Origin of the sequence: Mariniflexile sp. HMF6888, assembly GCF_044335535.1 — a bacterium.
Classification (GTDB): Bacteria; Bacteroidota; Bacteroidia; order Flavobacteriales; family Flavobacteriaceae; genus Mariniflexile.
In genome coordinates this window covers 287,855-307,841 of sequence record NZ_JBIQVZ010000001.1, presented here as the reverse complement: position 1 = coordinate 307,841, position 19,987 = coordinate 287,855, and the positions used below count along the sequence as shown (strand labels likewise).

The 19,987-nt window shown below is 35.1% G+C and carries 18 protein-coding genes; 7 read left to right on the top strand and 11 right to left on the bottom strand.

Translation table 11 applies throughout. The features are described from left to right. Positions 1 to 38: 38 nt before the first annotated feature. Complete coding sequence (locus ACGLWY_RS01460; RefSeq protein ID WP_396617916.1) at positions 39 to 620, top strand: NUDIX hydrolase; 582 nt, start codon at positions 39 to 41, stop codon at positions 618 to 620. A gap of 123 nt (positions 621 to 743) precedes the next feature. Further along, on the top strand, positions 744 to 2,408 hold the full coding sequence (locus tag ACGLWY_RS01455) for a SulP family inorganic anion transporter (protein ID WP_396617915.1): 1,665 nt from the start codon (positions 744 to 746) through the stop codon (positions 2,406 to 2,408). A gap of 219 nt (positions 2,409 to 2,627) precedes the next feature. Here the strand turns inward: ACGLWY_RS01455 and coaD are convergent, their stop codons facing one another. Then, positions 2,628 to 3,083 carry a pantetheine-phosphate adenylyltransferase gene (gene coaD / locus ACGLWY_RS01450; protein ID WP_396617914.1) on the bottom strand — a complete coding sequence of 152 codons (456 nt, stop codon included), beginning with the start codon at positions 3,081 to 3,083 and terminating at the stop codon, positions 2,628 to 2,630. An 84-nt stretch (positions 3,084 to 3,167) separates the two neighbouring features. Beyond that, a complete protein-coding gene (locus ACGLWY_RS01445) occupies positions 3,168 to 4,145 on the bottom strand; it encodes a D-alanine--D-alanine ligase (RefSeq protein WP_396617913.1) in 978 nt (325 codons plus the stop codon). A 159-nt stretch (positions 4,146 to 4,304) separates the two neighbouring features. On the opposite strand from ACGLWY_RS01445, the gene ACGLWY_RS01440 reads away from it, so the two are divergent. Both ACGLWY_RS01440 and ACGLWY_RS01435 read left to right on the top strand, forming a co-directional pair. Beyond that, positions 4,305 to 4,934: a PASTA domain-containing protein gene (locus ACGLWY_RS01440; RefSeq protein ID WP_396617912.1), complete on the top strand. Its 630-nt coding sequence runs from the start codon at positions 4,305 to 4,307 to the stop codon at positions 4,932 to 4,934. 45 nt (positions 4,935 to 4,979) lie between these two features. Then, entirely contained in the window at positions 4,980 to 6,023 is a 1,044-nt protein-coding gene (locus tag ACGLWY_RS01435) for an RluA family pseudouridine synthase (protein WP_396617911.1), read from the top strand. A 161-nt stretch (positions 6,024 to 6,184) separates the two neighbouring features. On the opposite strand, the gene ACGLWY_RS01430 is transcribed toward ACGLWY_RS01435, so the two are convergent. Beyond that, a complete protein-coding gene (locus ACGLWY_RS01430) occupies positions 6,185 to 6,754 on the bottom strand; it encodes a superoxide dismutase family protein (RefSeq protein WP_396617910.1) in 570 nt (189 codons plus the stop codon). Positions 6,755 to 6,878: 124 nt separating this feature from the next. Between ACGLWY_RS01430 and hemN the strand changes: the two genes are divergently transcribed. Further along, entirely contained in the window at positions 6,879 to 8,243 is a 1,365-nt protein-coding gene (gene hemN / locus ACGLWY_RS01425; RefSeq protein WP_396617909.1) for an oxygen-independent coproporphyrinogen III oxidase, read from the top strand. A gap of 105 nt (positions 8,244 to 8,348) precedes the next feature. Beyond that, a complete protein-coding gene (locus tag ACGLWY_RS01420; protein ID WP_396617908.1) occupies positions 8,349 to 9,182 on the top strand; it encodes a universal stress protein in 834 nt (277 codons plus the stop codon). A 291-nt stretch (positions 9,183 to 9,473) separates the two neighbouring features. On the opposite strand, the gene ACGLWY_RS01415 is transcribed toward ACGLWY_RS01420, so the two are convergent. The 8 genes from ACGLWY_RS01415 to ACGLWY_RS01380 form a co-directional block, all read right to left on the bottom strand. Further along, on the bottom strand, positions 9,474 to 10,175 hold the full coding sequence (locus ACGLWY_RS01415; protein WP_396617907.1) for a sulfite exporter TauE/SafE family protein: 702 nt from the start codon (positions 10,173 to 10,175) through the stop codon (positions 9,474 to 9,476). 2 nt (positions 10,176 to 10,177) lie between these two features. Then, the gene (locus ACGLWY_RS01410) at positions 10,178 to 10,624 is read right to left on the bottom strand and encodes a FixH family protein (RefSeq protein WP_396617906.1); all 447 of its coding nucleotides are present in this window, start codon (positions 10,622 to 10,624) and stop codon (positions 10,178 to 10,180) included. Positions 10,625 to 10,726: 102 nt separating this feature from the next. Continuing rightward, a complete protein-coding gene (gene ccoG, locus ACGLWY_RS01405) occupies positions 10,727 to 12,151 on the bottom strand; it encodes a cytochrome c oxidase accessory protein CcoG (RefSeq protein WP_396617905.1) in 1,425 nt (474 codons plus the stop codon). Positions 12,152 to 12,272: 121 nt separating this feature from the next. Continuing rightward, positions 12,273 to 13,205, bottom strand: coding sequence for a cbb3-type cytochrome c oxidase N-terminal domain-containing protein (locus ACGLWY_RS01400; protein ID WP_396617904.1), 933 nt, complete (start codon positions 13,203 to 13,205; stop codon positions 12,273 to 12,275). An 85-nt stretch (positions 13,206 to 13,290) separates the two neighbouring features. Beyond that, positions 13,291 to 13,476, bottom strand: a complete 186-nt coding sequence (locus ACGLWY_RS01395) for a CcoQ/FixQ family Cbb3-type cytochrome c oxidase assembly chaperone (protein ID WP_396617903.1) — start codon at positions 13,474 to 13,476, stop codon at positions 13,291 to 13,293. Positions 13,477 to 13,548: 72 nt separating this feature from the next. Continuing rightward, a complete protein-coding gene (gene ccoN, locus ACGLWY_RS01390) occupies positions 13,549 to 15,732 on the bottom strand; it encodes a cytochrome-c oxidase, cbb3-type subunit I (RefSeq protein WP_396617902.1) in 2,184 nt (727 codons plus the stop codon). A gap of 11 nt (positions 15,733 to 15,743) precedes the next feature. Continuing rightward, positions 15,744 to 15,929, bottom strand: a complete 186-nt coding sequence (gene ccoS / locus ACGLWY_RS01385; protein ID WP_396617901.1) for a cbb3-type cytochrome oxidase assembly protein CcoS — start codon at positions 15,927 to 15,929, stop codon at positions 15,744 to 15,746. A gap of 131 nt (positions 15,930 to 16,060) precedes the next feature. Next, positions 16,061 to 18,490 (bottom strand): heavy metal translocating P-type ATPase, encoded by a 2,430-nt coding sequence (locus ACGLWY_RS01380; RefSeq protein ID WP_396617900.1) that lies wholly within the window; start codon positions 18,488 to 18,490, stop codon positions 16,061 to 16,063. Positions 18,491 to 18,690: 200 nt separating this feature from the next. Here ACGLWY_RS01380 and ACGLWY_RS01375 point away from each other — a divergent pair, with 200 nt between their 5' ends. After that, a complete protein-coding gene (locus ACGLWY_RS01375) occupies positions 18,691 to 19,935 on the top strand; it encodes an ATP-binding protein (protein WP_396617899.1) in 1,245 nt (414 codons plus the stop codon). Positions 19,936 to 19,987 lie beyond the last annotated feature (52 nt).

Below are 19,987 nucleotides of genomic sequence, written 5' to 3'. Positions count from 1 at the left end.
ATGATATTTTTACCAAAGTGTAATTATTAAAGTAAAGCATGTACAAAATTTTTGTTGGCGATAAACCTATAATTTTAACAACAGTTGTTGAGCAAGAAACCAATTTTAAAAACTATTTACTAAATACCGTAAATATAGGTAAGGTTATAAAAGAGCTCAATACGACCAAACTAGAGGAAGTACGCCTTATTCATAAAAATGGCGAAAAGCTTTTAAAAAAGTTTTTAAAAAAATTACCCAATGTGGTTGCTGGCGGTGGCAAGGTGTATAACAGTAACAACGATATTTTATTTATATATAGAAATGATAAATGGGACTTGCCAAAAGGTAAAATTGAAGGCAATGAATCTATTGAAAAAACAGCGATTCGTGAAGTAACGGAAGAAACAGGTGTTGCTGGATTAAAAATCACCAAACCCCTAGAAACCACTTACCATATTTTTAAGCGTAATGGAAATCATAAAATAAAGGTAACCTATTGGTTTGAAATGAAAACCAGTTTTGAAGGCAATTTATATGCCCAAGAAGAAGAAGGCATTACCAAAGTAGAATGGTTAAATCAAGAACAGGTTTTTGATGCGCTTACAAACTCCTATGCCAATATAAAGGGCTTAATTTAGAAAGGAATCTTGTATGCTACTCAAATGTTTTCAAACGTTTGAGTGCTATTTATGGCTTAAAAAAGGATTTCTACTGGATATATTTATTTATTGGTAATAAATTTGCTCCTTAAAAAATAAACCATGACAGAATTTGTAAGGAAGATAATGCCAAATGCTAAAGATGATGTTTTGGCAGGTATCACAACATCTTTAGCCATGATTCCCGAAGTAGTTGCCTTTGCCTTTGTGGCTCAAATAGATCCCTTAGTGGCACTTTCAGGCGCTTTTATTATAGGCTTAATTACAGCTATTTTTGGAGGTAGACCTGGTTTAATTTCAGGTGCAGCAGGTGCGGTTGCGGTTATTTTTGTGCATTTAATTTCAGAAGGGCATGCCAAAGGCTTGTTGTTCGACACGCCTGTGGAAAACATGGGATACTTCTATTTACTGGCTGCTGTTGTATTGATGGGTGTGTTCCAAATAGGTGCTGGTTTATTTAAACTAGGGAAATTTGTAAGACTCATTCCTCATTCAGTAATGATGGGGTTTGTTAATGGATTGGCTATTGTTATTTTTCTAGCTCAAGTGCGTATGTTTTCCCATAAAGAATTAGAAATATCTACAGAAGGCGTAAAATCATATAATAGTATCCCTATGCACGGTACAGAACTATACGTTATGCTAGGTCTGGTATTGCTTACCATGGGTGTTATTTGGTTGTTGCCAAAGATAACCACTAAAATTCCTGCAGCTTTAACGGCCATTCTTGTTACTACGGCTATTGTGGTATTTGGGGGAGTTGAAGTAAGTACTGTTGGTTCTTACATTATTGAAGGCGGAGGAAGCGGTTTAAAAGGCGAATTTCCGACACCTAATTTACAGCTTTGGGAATATTTACCCTTTAACATGGATACTCTTACATTTATACTGCCTTATGCTTTTTTAGCGGCTTCGGTAGGGTTAATTGAATCGTTAATGACCATGAATTTGGTTGATGAATTAACCGAAACAAGAGGAAACGGAAATCGAGAATGTTTGGCACAAGGAGCTGGTAACATTGTAAGTGGTTTATTTGGTGGTACAGGTGGTTGTGGCATGATTGGCCAAACAGTTATAAATATTAATGCAGGTGGTCGTGGAAGGCTATCGGGAATTATGATGGCAGTAACGTTACTGACATTTATCTTATTTGCTGATAAATATATTGAACAAGTGCCCATTGCAGCATTAGTAGGGGTTATGTTTATGATGGTTATAGAAACCTTTGCGTGGTCTAGTTTTCGAATTATTCGAAAAATACCAAAATCGGATGCTTTTGTGTTGGTAATAGTATCGACGGTAACCGTTATTTACGATTTGGCAATTGCCGTTTTTGTTGGGGTTATTATTTCGGCTTTAGCTTTTGCTTGGGAAAATGCCAAAAAAATTAGGGCAAGAAAGCGTTTTTCTGAAGATGGAAAAACCAAAACCTATGAAATTTGGGGGCCTTTATTTTTTGGTTCCATTCAGGCTTTTAATGAAAAGTTTGATGTGAAAAACGATCCCGAAAATGTTGAAATAGACTTTGTAGAATCGCGTGTTAGTGACCATTCTGCGTTAGAGGCTATTTTTAATTTGGTGAATAAATATGAAGTCGAAGGAAAAACAATAAAGTTGAAGCATTTAAGTGAAGATTGTAAAGTGTTGCTCTATAAAGCGAGTCCTAAATTTAGGGAAGTTATTGTTGAAGCTATAGACGACCCTCGTTATTATTTAGCCGAAAATCCAGAAAAATTTCCAAAATCTTTATCGGAATATAAGTTTTAAAGTTTCAGAGTTTCAGAGTTTCAAAGTTGCAAAGCACCAAAGTTACAAAGTTTCAAAGATTCAAAGTTATGGGGTTATAAAGCTACAGAGTTTCAAAGCAGTAGAGTTGCAAAGTTTCTGAGCTACATAGCTTCAGAGATATGAAGTTTATGAGTTCGATGTAATATTCCTGTAAACCCAGAACCCAGAACCTAAAACCCAGAACCTAGAATCTAGAACCTATTTCACCCTCACGCTATCTGGTACAAACTTGGTGTAATCGCCATTGTTTTTAATAACATCACGCACTATTGAAGATGATATAAAAGATGTTCTTGCTGAGGTTAGCAAAAATACCGTTTCAATGGTTGCTAGTCGCCTGTTGGCATGGGCAATGGCTTTTTCAAACTCAAAATCGGCAGGATTTCGTAAACCACGTAAAATAAATCCAGCTTCAATTTCTTTACAAAAATCAACGGTTAATCCTTTGTAAGTTACTACTTTTACTTTAGGTTCGTCTGAAAAAGCATTTTCAATAAACATTTGTCGTTCTTCAAGAGAGAACATGTATTTTTTATCGGAATTCACACCAATAGCCACAATGACTTCATCGAAAAGGGTAACGCCACGTTTTATAATATCGTAATGTCCCAATGTTAAGGGGTCAAAAGACCCAGGAAATATGGCTCGTTTCATTCCAGATTTTTGTTTTGTCATTTCCGCGAAGGCGGGAATCTTATTGTTTGAATGACTAATATCAAATATAGTCAATAATTATTATTAATTTTTCAAAGCTTCTTTAATAGCATTATCAAATAATTCTACTAGAGTAATACCTGCCGCCGCGGCTTGTTGAGGTAAAATACTAGCCAAAGTTAGTCCGGGGACGGTGTTTACTTCTAGTAAATGGGGCTCACCATTTTTAAAAATATATTCGCTTCGGCTAAAACCTTTCATTTTTAAAACCTCGTACACTTTTTTTGCAATGGTTATAACTTTTGTTTCTTCATCTTTGGTTAATCGGGCAGGGGTTATTTCTTGTGATTTTCCTAAATACTTAGCTTCATAATCGAAAAAGTCATTTTCACTAACAATCTCTGTAATTGGTAATACTTTGGTTTCGTCTTTAAAGTTTATAACACCTACCGATACTTCGGTGCCATCTAAAAACGATTCAATGATAATTTCATCATCTTCTTTAAAAGCCACTTCAATGGCGTTTTTAATAGCTTCTTTTTTATGCACTTTAGTTACACCAAAACTACTTCCGGCTTTATTGGCTTTAACAAAACAGGGTAGCCCCACTTTGGCAACAATGGCATCTTCGTTAATGGCATCGCCTAGATTTATATAAAACGATTCGGCAGTTTTTATACCATAGGGTTTTAAAACACTTAAACAATCGCGTTTATTAAAGGTTAGTGCCGTCTGATACATATCGCAACTTGTATGTGGAATGTCTAGTAATTTAAAATATGCTTGCATAAACCCATCTTCTCCCGGTGAGCCATGAATGGCATTAAACACACAATCGAATGTGACTTTAGAGTTGTTTATAGTCACTGAAAAATCGTTTTTATCAATAGGGAATTCTTTATTATCGCTATCAACATACACCCACTTTTCTTTAAAAATATGGACTCTGTAAGCATTATATTTTGAAGCATCGAGGGTTTCGTAAACCACTTGCCCGCTTTTTAATGAGATTTGGTATTCGCTTGAATAACCTCCCATAATGATGGCAATATTTTTTTTCATAAATTATATTTTGTCATTCCCTCGAAGGTGGGAAATCTTTTATCAGTCTAAAAAATACAATAAAACGTATCTATTATTAGTTAAGCTAAAATATCACTTAAATTGCAAAAGAAAAAACAGTTCTGTTTTTATATATTTGCCTAATCGAAAATTTTATACATGAGCATTATTAAATTCCTAACCAGTAAAGTGTTTTTCAAACAATTATTATTAGCAATGGGTGCCATAGTGGTGTTAAGTTTTATCATTTTACGATGGTTAAACTTTACAACAAACCATGGTAAATTTGAAACCGTACCCGATTTAAAAGGTAAATCTTTAAGTGTTGCAGCGATAGAATTAGATGAGAATAATTTAGAAATGCAAGTTCAAGATTCGGCTAATTACAACCCCGATTACCCTAAATATTCTGTTATAGATCAAGCTCCTATTGCAGGTGCCAAAGTAAAAGAAGATCGCAAAATATATATTACCGTAAACCCTTCTGGATACCGCAAAATTACAGTTCCAAATTTAAACGAGCGTACCTTTAGACAAGCAAAACCAACCTTAGAAGCAGTAGGTTTTAAAGTGGGAAAGCTTACTTATGTTGATAATATTGCTAAAGACTTGGTTTTGGAAATGACCTATAAAGGTGAAAGGATAAAACCAGGAGACAAGTTACCAAAAACAACTGCGATAGATTTGGTGATTGGAAATGGCAATAGACCATCTTCGGGAATGTCTGTTGATGAGGGAGAATCTTCAAATGAATCTGGTGATAGTATCCCTTCGGAAGATTTAAACTAAACTATTTAAAAAAATTGCTGTGGTGTATCGCAGTTAACATAATACATGGAAGATTATACTCCAGAATTTTTAGAAGATGAAAGTGATCTTTACGAGCATCATGCTTTTGATGTAGAAAAAGGGCAGAAGCCACTGCGAATTGATAAATACTTAATGAATTTTGTTGAAAACGCCACTCGTAACAAAATTCAAGCTGCTGCAAAAAACGGAAGTATTTTTGTGAACGGAGTGCCCGTAAAATCAAATTACAAAGTAAAACCTTTCGATAAAATTAGAGTGTTATTTACACATCCACCTCACGAAAATTTGTTGGTTGGTGAAGATATCCCTCTTGACATCGTTTATGAAGATGATGAACTATTGGTTGTAAACAAACCTGCTGGCATGGTAGTACATCCTGGGCATGGAAATTATTCGGGTACACTTATAAATGCATTGATTTATAGATTTGAAAACTTGCCAAACAATTCAAGTGAACGCCCAGGATTGGTACATAGAATAGATAAAGATACCAGTGGGCTTTTGGTTATAGCAAAAACCGAACAAGCGATGGCACACTTGTCGTTGCAATTTGCTGAAAAGACTAGTGAACGTGAATATGTTGCTATTGTTTGGGGAAATATTGAAGAAGATGAAGGGACGGTTGAAGGCAATATTGGGCGTCATCCTAAAAACCGATTACAAAATACAGTCTATCTTGGTGATGATGCCGATAAAGGAAAGCCTGCCGTGACGCATTATAAAGTTATAGAGCGTTTGGGTTATGTTACTTTGGTGTCGTGTAAACTCGAAACAGGGCGTACCCACCAAATCCGTGTTCATATGAAACACATAGGGCATACCTTATTTAACGACGAGCGTTATGGTGGTGAAAAAGTTTTAAAAGGCACTACGTTTACCAAATACAAACAGTTTGTGGATAATTGTTTTAAAGTGTTGCCAAGACAAGCACTACATGCAAAAACGTTGGGGTTTGTACATCCAAAAACAGGCAAATTCATGAGTTTTGATACGCCTATTCCAGATGATATGGTACAATGTATTGAAAAATGGCGTACTTATTCAAAACACCAAGGAGCGGAAGAATAAACGTTTTCAATAGTAATAACTAGCAAATTCAATTGTTTTCAGAAACAACAATTGTACAGCACCAGGAGTATATTCTTCAGCTATATAAGTATCATGACAATATTATAAATATAAAAGCTACTTTTTTAGAGTAGCTTTTATATAATTGTTTTTAGCTTATTTTATTCAATAATGCCACCGCAGCTTACACGTCCACCAGCATCACCAGTTGGTTGGGTTGTAAAATCGTCAACGCCGGCATGTACAATAATGCCTTTGCCAATAATGTCTTTGGTTTCATCACCACAACCTATGCACCATTCATCCGTTGAAATAGAAATACTGGCATTACCGTTTTCATCGGCAGTAAAATTTCCAATGTCACCTTTATGGTAGCCTGTTTCAGCACCCCATTTTCCATGTGGTTGGTTTGTTGGGTTCCAATGGCCTCCTGCAGATTTTCCGTCCGGTGACGAACAGTCAGACGATTCGTGTATATGTATAGCATGTGAGCCGGGTTCTAATCCGCTTGCGGTAGCCAACATACTTACAGTGCCATTTTTATCAGTAAAAACAACAGTTCCGCTAACGTTACTTTCGCTTTTAGCCGATAATTCTACAGTAATACTTTTAGGTTCTGCTACTTGGCTTTCAATAGTTTCGGTTTCAGTGGTTTCGGTATTTTTTTTCTCGTTTTTACAAGAAATGATACTTAGGGATAAAGAGATTAACAGAATACTTAAATTTTTCATTTTTTGATGATTTTTATTTTTAGGAAAGTTAAGACACTAATATACGAATTGTAAATGTTATACATGATATATATCATATTTTTAACAAACGCATCTGTATATTTTTGATACATAAATGTTAGGTATGTTAAGTTCGTTAGTAAATAAATATAATATTGCGGGACCTCGCTATACAAGTTACCCAACGGTTCCTTATTGGAATGAAGACACGTTTTCGTTAAGTAACTGGAAATCGTCTTTAATAAAATCCTTTAGGGAAAGTAATGCCAAAGAAGGTATAAGTTTGTATATTCATTTGCCTTATTGTGAAAGCTTATGCACATTTTGTGGATGCAATAAGCGTATTACCAAGCAACATGGTGTAGAAAGTCCTTATATAGAAGCGGTTTTAAAAGAATGGCAATTATATTTAGAATTGTTTGATGAAAAACCAATAATTAAAGAATTGCACCTTGGTGGTGGAACCCCCACTTTTTTTAGTCCAGAAAATTTAACCCGACTTATAAAAGGCATTTTAAAATCCGCTCTAGTTGCTGATAGATATGAGTTCAGTTTTGAAGGACACCCAAACAATACGACAAAAGCACATTTAGAAGCACTTTATAATGTAGGTTTCAGACGGGTGAGCTATGGTGTGCAAGATTATAATGAAACGGTGCAAAAAGCCATTCATAGATTGCAACCTTTTGAAAACGTAAAGCGTGCTACAGAAATGGCAAGAGACGTAGGATACACATCTGTTGGCCATGATATTATTTTCGGTTTGCCGTTTCAAACGTTAGAGCATGTAAAGGAAACTATTTTAAAAACCAAGGCTTTGTTGCCCGATAGGTTGGCTTTTTATAGTTATGCCCATGTGCCTTGGATAAAAGGAAACGGACAACGTGGGTTTAATGATTCCGATTTACCATCGGCAGATTTGAAAAGACAGCAATATGAGTTAGGTAAGCAATTGCTTGCCGAAGTTGGCTATCACGAAATTGGTATGGACCATTTTGCATTGCAAACCGATTCGCTTTATAAATCGATGCAAAATGGTGATTTACATAGAAATTTTATGGGTTATACTGCATCAAAAACTCAGGCTATGATTGGTTTGGGCGTATCTGCCATAAGCGACAGTTGGTATGGGTTTTCCCAAAATGAAAAAGGCATTGAAGCCTATTACCATTTATTAAACGAAAATATTTTACCTGTTTACAGAGGACACATTTTAAATGAAGAAGATTTGGTAATTCGAAAACACATACTTAACTTGATGTGTCAGTTTAAAACAACATGGTCTGGTCATTCACTTTATTTTAAGGAACTTCCCGAAGTTCTTATTAAATTAAAGGAAATGAAAAATGACGGATTACTCAATATCGGTTCAAATACTATTGAGGTTACTAAAGAAGGCCAACCATTTGTTAGAAACATTTGTATGGCTTTCGATTTGCTTTTACAACGAAAACAACCCGATACGCAGTTGTTTTCTATGACTGTATAATTTAAAATAAGCATTATGAAATACCCATAAGAATGGCATTCACGCACACAGGATGATTATTAAGGGTATTCCATCTGCCAAATTAAAACAATAAATATGAAACAGATGAAAAAAATTATTGTACCAGTAGATTTTTCTGAACATTCAGAATATGCATTACATGTTGCAGCACAATTTGCAAAAAAATACAACGCCGAGGTATTGGTGCTACATATGTTGGAAATGTCCGATATTATGCTAACCGCATCCGATGGTCTTCAATATGAAAAGGCGGCTTATTTTTTCAAGTTATCTGAACAAAAGTTTGAAGCATTTTTAGAGAAAGATTATTTAAAAGGTTTGAAAGTAACACCAATAATTAAACATTTCAAGGTTTTTAGTGAGGTTAATGATGTGGCTAGAAAAAATGATGCCGATCTTATTGTTATGGGGTCTCATGGCTCTAGTGGTGTTAAGGAATTTTTTATTGGTTCTAATACAGAACGTGTAGTTAGAAATGCCGATATTCCTGTATTGGTTGTAAAAAACAGGATAGTGGATATTAATTTTGAAACGGTGGTTTTTGCTTGCGATTTTTCAGAAGAATCCATAAAGCCGTATATTAATGCTATTAAAATGTTCGAGAAAATGAACTCTAAAGTATATATGGTTTATGTGAATTTACCCAACGAGCGTTTTAAAACTTCTTTGGAAATTGAAAAAAGTGTGGTTAATTTTTTTACCAAAGCCGATAAAAATTTAGATAGAATGAGTGAAGTGCATTATGTGTCAGATTATACAGTTGAAGAAGGCGTTATAAACTTTGCATTAAAAGTAGGGGCCGATATTATAGCTATACCTACACATGGTAAAAAAGGATTGGCACACTTTTTAGAAGGAAGTATAGGTGAAGATGTTGCAAATCATGCTAAATTCCCCGTAATAACCTTTAAGATTTAGTATATTTTAATTATTTAGTGTTTTTTTCTATTAAAGAGTAGTTGGTTTCCAGCTACTTTTTTTGTTTAAACCAGATTGTACAATAGAACTTTGTGATGAGGACTGAAAGACCAATAAAATAAGTGATTTTACTGAGGAGTTATAGCACTGTTATGGTGAAGGACGGAAATCAATCGCAGCACCTTATTTTTCAGGTATTTAGCTTATGGTTTTTTGTCGTTTTTTTTGTATTCGTGAATCTTACTTCGTTCCATTTCAGGCTTTAATAAATTTTCTATTGGATAAGCTGATTTAATGACAATTTATTTGGTTTGAGATCATATCACCAATAGGAGCAGGAGAGATGTAAGGGATGCCCAAACCCAAACCCCGAAGTATAAATAGAATACCAATAAGCACTACAAAAACAGGAATGGCTTTTTGAATTTTTTGTCGCATATTTCCCTTTAAAAAATGACTAAAATAAATAGCTGTTGTCATTAACGGGATAGTTCCCATTCCAAAAATGGCCATGTACAAGCTTCCATTTAAAGCATTTCCACTGGCAATGGCTGCAAATACCGCCATATAAACCAACCCACAAGGTAAAAAGCCATTAAGAAAACCAATGGTTAAAAAGGTGTCCGCTGTTTTTTTCTTTAAGGCACTGCCTAAAGCTGATTTAACTTTACTTATAAGTTTGTAAATGGGTTTGGAAACATTGTATTTGCTTAATGTATGTTGCGGTATTATAACAAAAGCAATCATTAAAATGCCAATAGCAATCGATAATTGTTGCTGAAAACCAAACAGGTAAAAGCTTTTGCCAACAAGCCCAAAAACCAAACCTATAATACTGTAAGCTAACAGTCTGCCAGAGTGGTAAATAGTTATTTGAGATAGTTTTTTATAAGCACTTGTTCTGTTCACAGGAAGCATAAAAGCAATAGGTCCGCACATGCCAACACAATGAAAACTTCCTAGTAAACCTAAAACAAAAGCCGAAATAAGCATATTTAATAATTTATGGTCTCTTTATACAAATACAATTCATTGTTGTATTTCCAATCTACTTTTATGTTCCAGCGACCATCTACCAAACGTTTGTCAGGTATGAGCAAATAAGGTTTAGACAATGATATAATAGTATCAAAGTCTAATTGTTTGTTAGATGGTCTATATAGGAACACATTTCCTGTAATTTTACTAAAATCTATATTTTTAGGAAACACAATAAGTAAGCCTTTATCGGTACGTTCGTAACTTATATTTTTATCCAAATTTTTGGCATTGTTTAATTTATCAATATCGTTTTGGTAGCTTAGTTCCTCGGCATAATAATCTTCGGTTACCAAGTCGTAGTCGTACTTGTCATTTACATTCAACGTGATAATAAAATACATGATAAAGCTTATAAAGCCTATAAAAGCCAATACAATCCCTGTTCCCCAATTTATTTTCATAATCTTATTTTTTTTTCATCCTGAACTTGTTTCAGGATCTCATTATTATTTTTTTAACATGCCTTTTTTCCAAGCCCCAAGACCCAGTACCCAACACCCAAACTATCTATAACTCCTAGGTCCTAAAAAGTTAGCAGTCGTGGTTTCAATTAATTTGTCACCTTGGTAAACGCCTATTTTTATTCTGTTCCTATCGCCAGTTAAAGCCGCATTATTAATTTCAACAAACAAGGTTCCTTTGGCAATGCCAGACTTAGGAACCGTAAAACTATTGCTGGTTGCCACCAACTTTAAGGTGCCTTTATGGGACAATAATTTAAAACTCACGTCCTCAATATCATTTGTCGTTTTATTTATCAGCTTATAAGTAAACACATTACTGATAATGTTATTTTCTTTATGTTCAAACAACTGTCCTGGTAATCTTAAAACAGTGGCTTCTACATCATTCCTTAAAAAGAGCATCCCTATTAACAAGCCAACTAAAATAGTAAGGACAGCCATATAGCCCTTCATTCTTGCTGTGAGTTTAAAGGGTGTTTTTTTCTCGATATTATCTTCACTGGCGTATCTTATCAAACCTTTGGGTAAGTTAACACTGTCCATGATGCTATCACATTCGTCAATACAAGCAGTACAATTCACACATTCTAGTTGCGTGCCGTTTCTAATATCGATACCTGTTGGACATACATGCACACATTGAAAACAGTCTATACAATCTCCATATCCTAAAGCATGTCTGTCTTCATTTTTCCTGATTTTCTTTCTGCCATTTTCACCTTCTCCACGTTTGTGATCGTAAGCGACCACAATCGATTTGTTATCTAACAATACGCCCTGTAACCTACCATAGGGACAGGCAATAACGCAAACTTGTTCTCTAAACCATGCAAAGACAAAATAGAATACAGCCGTAAAAATGAGTAAGGATATGAGAGTGCTTATATGTTTAAGCGGATTGTCGGTTATATAACTTATTAGTTTATCACTACCTATTAAATAAGCTAAAAACACATTTGCAATTAGAAAGGAAATGAAAAGGAAAATAATCAGTTTCAACCCTTTTTTTCTTATTTTTTCGGCATTCCAAGATTGTTTGGCTAAACGTATTTGTTTGCCTCTGTCACCTTCAATCCAATATTCTATACGTCTGAACACCATTTCCATAAAAATGGTTTGCGGACAAATCCAACCGCAAAAAATGCGTCCAAAGGCAACCGTAAATAGCGTAATAAATACCACGCCAATAATCATGGAAATTACAAACAGGTGGAAATCTTGTGGCCAAAAAGGAAATCCGAAAATATTAAAACGGCGTTCTAAAACATTGAACATTAAAAATTGGTTGCCATTTATTTTTAAAAATGGGGCAAAAAGTAAAAATGCCAATAAAAAATAACTAACAAGTTTTCTGTATTTATAGAATTTACCACTAGGTTTTTTGGGAAATACCCAAGCACGCTTGCCTTCGGTAGTTACGGTAGCAATAGAATCTCTAAATATGTCTTCTTTAGGCGTTTCCACTTTTTGTTTTCTAAATCGAGTTATAAAATTGTTATGCTTTTATAATATGCAACAAACTATATTAGTTCATGTTTTCGATATGTCCCGATACTAACATCGGGACAATCGAACATGCTTGCTATTAATTAGTCACCATTTGAATTGAATCTGTTGCGGTTTCTTTAGGTGTTTCGGTGGTGGTATCTTCTGCCCAAAGATCACCTTCCGGTTCTTTTGGATTTGCTGGTGTCGTACCTTGTAAGCTTAACACATAACTTGCTACTTGAGCTATTTGTGATGGTTTTAACTGGGTTTTCCAAGCAATCATCCCTTTGCCAGAACGACCACCTTCAGAAATGGTATGAAATACACTTTTAATGTCACCACCTAAAATCCAATGTTGGTCGGTTAGGTTTGGGCCAATACCACCACCACCATCTGCCATGTGACAGGCAATACAATTGGTTTCGAAAATGGTTTTACCAGCACTTAAATCAGTAGCATCGGTAAGCAAGGTTACGGTGTTGACATCTACCAAATCTTTAGCTGTTTTTTTGTAGGCTTCAATGGCAGTTCGTGCATCAGCTAATTCGGTTTCTAGTTCATCATACTGGTTAGCCCCATTAAATACATGGTATCTTAACAGATATACAGCTCCAAATATAATAGATATGTAAAAGCCATACAGCCACCATGGAGGTAAAGCGTTGTCTAATTCTTTTATGCCATCGTAATTATGGTCTAAAATAATCTCGCCTTCTTCTTCAATGGGTTTAGAACCTAAAAGCTTTTTATAAGTGTTTTTTAGCCAAGTAAATTGATAAGTTTTATTTTTTTCAGCGAAAAAGCGTGCTTTTGCTTCTTCATCTAGCTTATAGAGCATCACATTTTCTAAAGCACGAACTATGGCTTCAATAGCAATAAGGATAAGCAGTACTAGAAAAAGAAATAGCAATATGACAGGGTATTCTATGAATGCAGGTTTTTCGCCTGAATCGATAACATATTCAGTTAATCCGAAGATGATGAAGAATACAACAGGAATGCGTATCCAAGATGGTATTAAATGTTTCATTTGATTGGTTTTTTATTGTTCTTTAATGGACAAATGCAACCGCCAAGAATGTTCAAAAATAAATGTATGTTTAGAGAGGTCGGTTTCATAATAAATCGTCGTTTTGGTTGTCTAATGGCAAGTTGCTAACTGTTTTTATGTACTCATTTTTTGCTGTAATTACCCACCAAAAAAGCAATACAAAAAATGTGAAAAATATAAGTAATGATATGATGGGGTATATTTCTATTCCTGAAATACTGTCCATATAATTTTTTACGAATTTTAACATGGTATTTAATGGTTTTTGGTTAATGGTTTTTAGTTGTTGGTTTATGACCATAAACCAACAACTAACTACCAACTACTTTATAGCTGTTTCTACTTTGATATCTGTTCCTAAGCGTTGCAAATAGGCTATAACGGCTACGATTTCTCTGTTTTTCATTTCAACAAAAGGCTCGTCATTATCTTTAGCATATGCTTTGTCTGCTTCATAAGAATTCACAAAATCAGGATCGCTATAGAGGTTTTTCTCAATTTTAGTTCCTTGTTTCAGCATATTGTCTTGGGCATTGGCTATATCTTCCTCGGAATAAGGAACACCTAATGAGATCATCGCTTTCATTTTGGCTTCAGTTTGTGATGTATCCAATTCATTTTTAATTAACCAAGGGTAACGAGGCATGATGGAACCCGATGAAGTACTTTGTGGGTCATACATATGATTAAAGTGCCAGTTGTCGGAATATTTTCCACCAATTCTATGTAAATCGGGACCAGTACGTTTACTTCCCCATAAAAAAGGATGGTCGTAAACATATTCACCAGCTTTTGAATAGTCACCATAGCGTTCTACCTCACTTCTAAATGGACGAATCATTTGGGAATGGCAACCCACACAGCCTTCGCGTATGTAAATATCGCGTCCTTCCAGCTCTAAAGGGCTATATGGTTTGACACTGGCAATGGTTGGTATGTTGGATTTTACCATAATGGTCGGTACAATTTGTATAATACCACCAATTAATATGGCTACAGTCGCTAAAATGGTTAATTGCACAGGTCTGCGTTCTAACCAAGAGTGCCAACCTTCACCAGAAGTACGTTTTTTGGTAACACGTTCTAGAGCAGCGGCTTCGGCTAATTCGTCTTCGACCTTGCTGCCTTGTTTTATGGTTACAATCACATTATAAATCATAATGAGCATCCCTATAATGAATAGGGTACCGCCAATAGCACGCATCCAGTACATAGGTATAATTTCGGTAACGGTTTCTAAAAAGTTTCCGTAAGTTAAAGTGCCATCCGGGTTAAATTGTTTCCACATACTGGCTTGGGTAAATCCAGCTACGTACATGGGTAGCGCGTACATAATAATACCCAAGGTACCAATCCAGAAATGTAGATTTGCTAATCCAATAGAGTATAATTTGGTTTTAAAAAGTCTTGGTACCAAATAATAAATCATACCAAATGTTAAGAATCCATTCCACGCTAGGGCGCCAACGTGTACGTGGGCAATAATCCAATCGGTAAAATGCGCAATAGCATTCACGTTTTTAAGTGATAATGTAGGACCTTCAAACGTTGCCATACCATAACCTGTGATAGCAACGACCATGAATTTTAAAACAGGGTCAACACGTACTTTATCCCAAGCACCACGTAGTGTTAACAGCCCGTTTATCATACCACCCCAAGACGGCATTAATAACATCACAGAAAACGCCACACCTAAATTTTGTGCCCATTCCGGTAAAGCAGTATATAATAAATGGTGAGGCCCTGCCCAAATATAGATGAAGATTAACGACCAAAAGTGAACAATGGAAAGCCTGTAAGAATACACAGGTCTGTTAGCTGCTTTTGGCACAAAATAATACATCAATCCTAAAAACGGTGTGGTTAAAAAGAATGCTACGGCATTATGCCCATACCACCATTGCACCAAAGCGTCTTGTACTCCGGCGTAAACTGAGTAGCTTTTTAAAGCACTTACAGGAAGTTCCAAACTATTAAAAATATGTAATACGGCAACGGTTACAAACGTGGCTATGTAAAACCAAAGAGCAACATATAAATGACGCTGTCTTCTTTTTAAAATGGTACCTATTAAATTCCATCCAAAAACGACCCATACAAGAGCGATAGCAATATCAAAAGGCCATTCCAATTCGGCATATTCTTTAGATGATGTGTAGCCTAATGGTAATGTTATGGCAGCTCCTACAATAATAAGTTGCCACCCCCAGAAGTTGATTTTGCTTAATACATCGCTAAACATTCTGGCTTTAAGTAAACGTTGTGAAGAATAGTAAACTCCAGCAAAAATAGCGTTACCCACAAAGGCGAAAATAACGGCATTGGTATGTAATGGTCGTAAACGGCCAAAACTTAGCCACGAAATACCATCGGTTAAGTTTGGGAATAAAAACAGAAATGCAAGAAGTAAGCCTACCAACATACCTACAACCCCCCAAAGCATGGTGGCGTAGATAAAGTTTTTAACGATTTTATTATCGTAGTGAAATTGCTGGATGTCCATAGTTGTGATTGTTAATCTTTTTTGGTTAGTATTGATTTTTCAGGTTTCTCTTTAATAAGTTCGTCTTCAAATAGCATGCGAACGGATGGGGTGTAACTATCGTCGAACTGTCCATTTCTTATCGCTACTATAAAAGCGATAAAAAAGCTAACAGCCACAATAATGCTAATCGTTAATAAGACGTAAATAACACTCATACCTATTTGAAGTTATGGTTCAAAAGTATCTCTATCTGTTTTTGTAAAAAATGACTTTTGTCATATTTGATTGTTTTTCCTCTCCCTAACCCTCTCCAAAGGAGAGGGAACTGTTATGTGCTTACTCATCCTCAACATTTTTGGACAATGGTTTCCTCCCCTTTGGGGAGGCTAGGAGGGGACTTTGAGGAGATTAGGTAAGAAATATTGTTTGTGCAAATGGTTGTAAAAGCAACAATACTTATAGAGCTTAAAGGCATTAGAATAGCGGCAACAACAGGTTCTAGTTGACCTGTAACCGCAAAGTAAAGTCCGATGCAGTTGTATAGGAACGACAATAAAAAACTCCATTTAATGATGTTGATAGCCGATTTTGATACTTTTATATAGTTATATAATTCATTGAATTTTGAGGCATCCAAAATAGCATCACAAGCAGGTGAAAATACATTCACATTTTCTGAAATGGCAATACCAACATCACTTTGTGCTAAGGCACCGGCATCATTCAAGCCATCACCAATCATCAATACTTTGGCACCTTCACTTTGATGGTATTTAATATATTCCAGTTTGTCTTCTGGTTTTTGGTTGAACAACAACTTGGTTTTTGTTGGAAGCAACTTGGTAAGATTGTCTTTTTCGCCTTCGTTATCTCCTGAGAGAATCACTAGATCATAATCTTGTTTTAGTTTGTTGAATAGTTGGGACAATCCTTTTCGATACGCATTGTAAAAGGTGAATTTTCCTTTATATGTGTTGTTACTGCTTATATGAACGGCTGTGTTTAATGTGACCGTTTCAGAAGTATGTCCTACAAAAGGCGCCGAACCAATTTTTATGGAATCTTGTTTGTATTGCGCTTCAATGCCTTTGCCTAAATATTCTTCATAGCTATCCAAAGTGAGGATGTTGTTTTCATTTAAAAGATGGTATAACGACCTGCTTAAAGGATGATTGGAACCTCTCAACGTGCTTTTTAGCAACATTTCTTCATCTTTAGAAAGCGAGATGCCTTCATAGGCAATAGATGTTTCTTTGTTGGTGGTAATGGTCCCCGTTTTATCAAAAATGATGGTGTTTATTTTAGCCATTTGTTCAATAACGCTGGCATTTTTTAGATAGCATTTTTTCTTGCCCAGAATACGAAGAACATTGCCAAAAGTAAAGGGAGCAGCTAAAGCTAGAGCACATGGACAGGCAATGATTAGTACCGATGTAAAAACGTTTATGGCCTTGCTGGAATCCACTATCAACCAAAATGAAGTGGCTAATACCGCGATTATTAAAATGCTTATGGTAAACCGTTTACTTATTTGGTTGGTAATATTTGTAAATGCCAACGATTTGTCTTTTTTAAACACATCGTTACTCCAAAGCTGCGTTAAATAGCTTTGTTCAACAGATTTTAAAACATCAACTTCAATAGTACCGTTGAGTTGTTTACCGCCTGCAAAAAGTTTGTCACCCGATTGTTTGCTGACCGTTTTAGATTCACCTGTTACAAAACTATAATCTATTCGTGCGTTTCCTTTTATTAAAATACAGTCAACAGGAATGAGTTCTTCATTTCTAATTAAAAGACGGTCGCCCTTTTCAATATCATACACTTGCACGGATTCTTCTTTTCCTTCCGAAGTAATTTTTGTGATGCCAATAGGGAAATAGGATTTATAATCGCGTTCAAACGATAAAAAGGCATAGGTTTTTTGCTGAAAGAATTTTCCAAGCAATAAAAAGAAAATAAGTCCGGTTAAACTATCAAAAAATCCAGATCCTAAATCGAAAATAATTTCAATAGTACTTCTAATGAATAAAACGGAAACACCTAAGGCTATGGGAACATCAATATTTAAAATTTTAGAGCGAAGTCCTTTGTAAGCCGAAATAAAATAATCTTGTGACGAGTAAAATACAACTGGAAGGGAAAAAGCAAACATAAGCCATCTAAATAGGGGTTTAAATTGCTCGAGCCAAAATTCGCCTACTTCAAAATACTCTGGAAACGATAAAAACATCACGTTTCCAAAGGCAAAACCAGCAACTCCAAGTTTGTAAATTAGAGACTTATCAATATGTTTTTTGCCAACACTGTAATCATCTAAACTAATAAAAGGTTCATAACCAATACTGTTTAACAACGTCACCAGGTTTTTTAGTGACAGGGTTTCTGCATTAAAAGTCACCCGAACGGTTTTTTTGCCAAAGTTTACAACAGAAGCACTTATGGAAGGGTTTAATTTGTTGAGGTTTTCAAGAATCCAAATACAAGAACTGCAATGGATGTGAGGTATGTAAAGTAATATGATTTGGGTAGTACCATCATTAAATTCCAGTAATTGTTCTATTATTTTGGTGTTCTCTAAAAAGTTGTATTTGCCCTCGATATCTTTGGGCGTTGCACCAGGAGTCGATTGCAAATCGTAATAGCAGGTTAAATCGTTTTCAGAAAAAATCTGATAGACAGTTTTACAACCTTCACAACAAAATGATTTTTCGTCATAAACAATGTCTTGTGTCGAGGCGTCTAAACCACAGTGAAAGCATGCGTGTTTGTCCATTTATAATTTGCTCTATTTATACCTGGGGCAAATTTCAAAATTGATGTATCTTTAAAATATGATATTCGTCATGTTTTGTTTAATTTTACACCACTTCAAAAAGTAGATATGAGTAAGCGTATGCAATGTATTGTTTTAATTAAATTTGAATTGTTCATGGTTTTATTGCCAAATATGAATTTAAAAAATCATTTGCCATTATGTTAGAAGACGATAAGCATATTTTTAATGTACTTTTTGAAGCCGTATCCGAAGGTGTTATTGTAGTAAACAATCGGCAACAAATTGTATCCACAAATGCATCTGCTGAACGTATGTTTGGTTATGATAAAAATGAACTTATCGGGCAACATCTTAATGTGTTGATTCCACAAAAATACCATGCTGGCCATGGTACCCATGTAGAAGGATTTATGGAGCATAAGGAAAGTAGGCAAATGGGACGCGGGCGCGATTTGTTTGGGGCTCATAAAAATGGTCATTCATTTCCTGTAGAAGCAGGTTTAAATCCTTTGCAAATTAATGGGAAATCGTTTGTAATGGCATTGGTTATAGATATTTCTATACGAAAACAACAAGAACTTGAATTGCTGGAACTAAACAATCAATTGGAAAAGAAGGTTAGTGAGCGTACAAAGGCCTTAAGTGATACGGTAGAAGAGTTAAAAATTGTAAACTCACAGCGTGATGCCGAAATTAAAAAACGCATTGAGGCCCAGAATAAAATAAAAAATGCCCTTAAAAGGGAAAAGGAACTCAACGAACTTAAAACAAAATTTCTATCGTTGGTATCGCACGAGTTTAAAACGCCCTTAAGCGGTATTTTAACATCTGCTATGTTGTTGGGTAAATATAAGTTAACCGAGCAGCAGGAAAGGCGGGATAAACATATAAAAACCATTTCGGACAAAGTGCATTACCTTAATAATATTTTAAATGACTTTTTATCCATTGAGAAATTAGATACCGGTAAAATTAATTACAAGTTCAGCACGTTTAAAATAAGCAAAGTTGTTAATGAAGTGGTATATAACGCCAACATGCTTTTGAAAGAAGGTCAAGAAATAAAATACCCTGAAAATATTGATGATTACTCCATGTTTCAAGATGAAAAAATTGTAGAGCTGGCATTGTCTAATTTGGTACATAATGCCATTAAGTATTCATCAGAAAACACCTTGGTAGATATTCAAATAAAACAGGATGATAAAAACACTACTTTTAAAATAAAGGATAACGGTATTGGAATTCCTGTTAGTGATCAAAAAAATATATTTAATCGCTATTTTAGGGCAGAAAATGCGTTGCTTACACAAGGCACGGGCATTGGGTTGAATATTGTAAAAAGCCATTTAGAAAATTTAGGAGGCACGATAAATTTTACTAGTGAAGAAAATATAGGAAGCGACTTTATCTTTATATTACCAAATAAAGTTAAACAATGAAATCGCTATTAACGAAAAGTTTGCCTAAGCAAAGACAATAAAAAAAAACGAT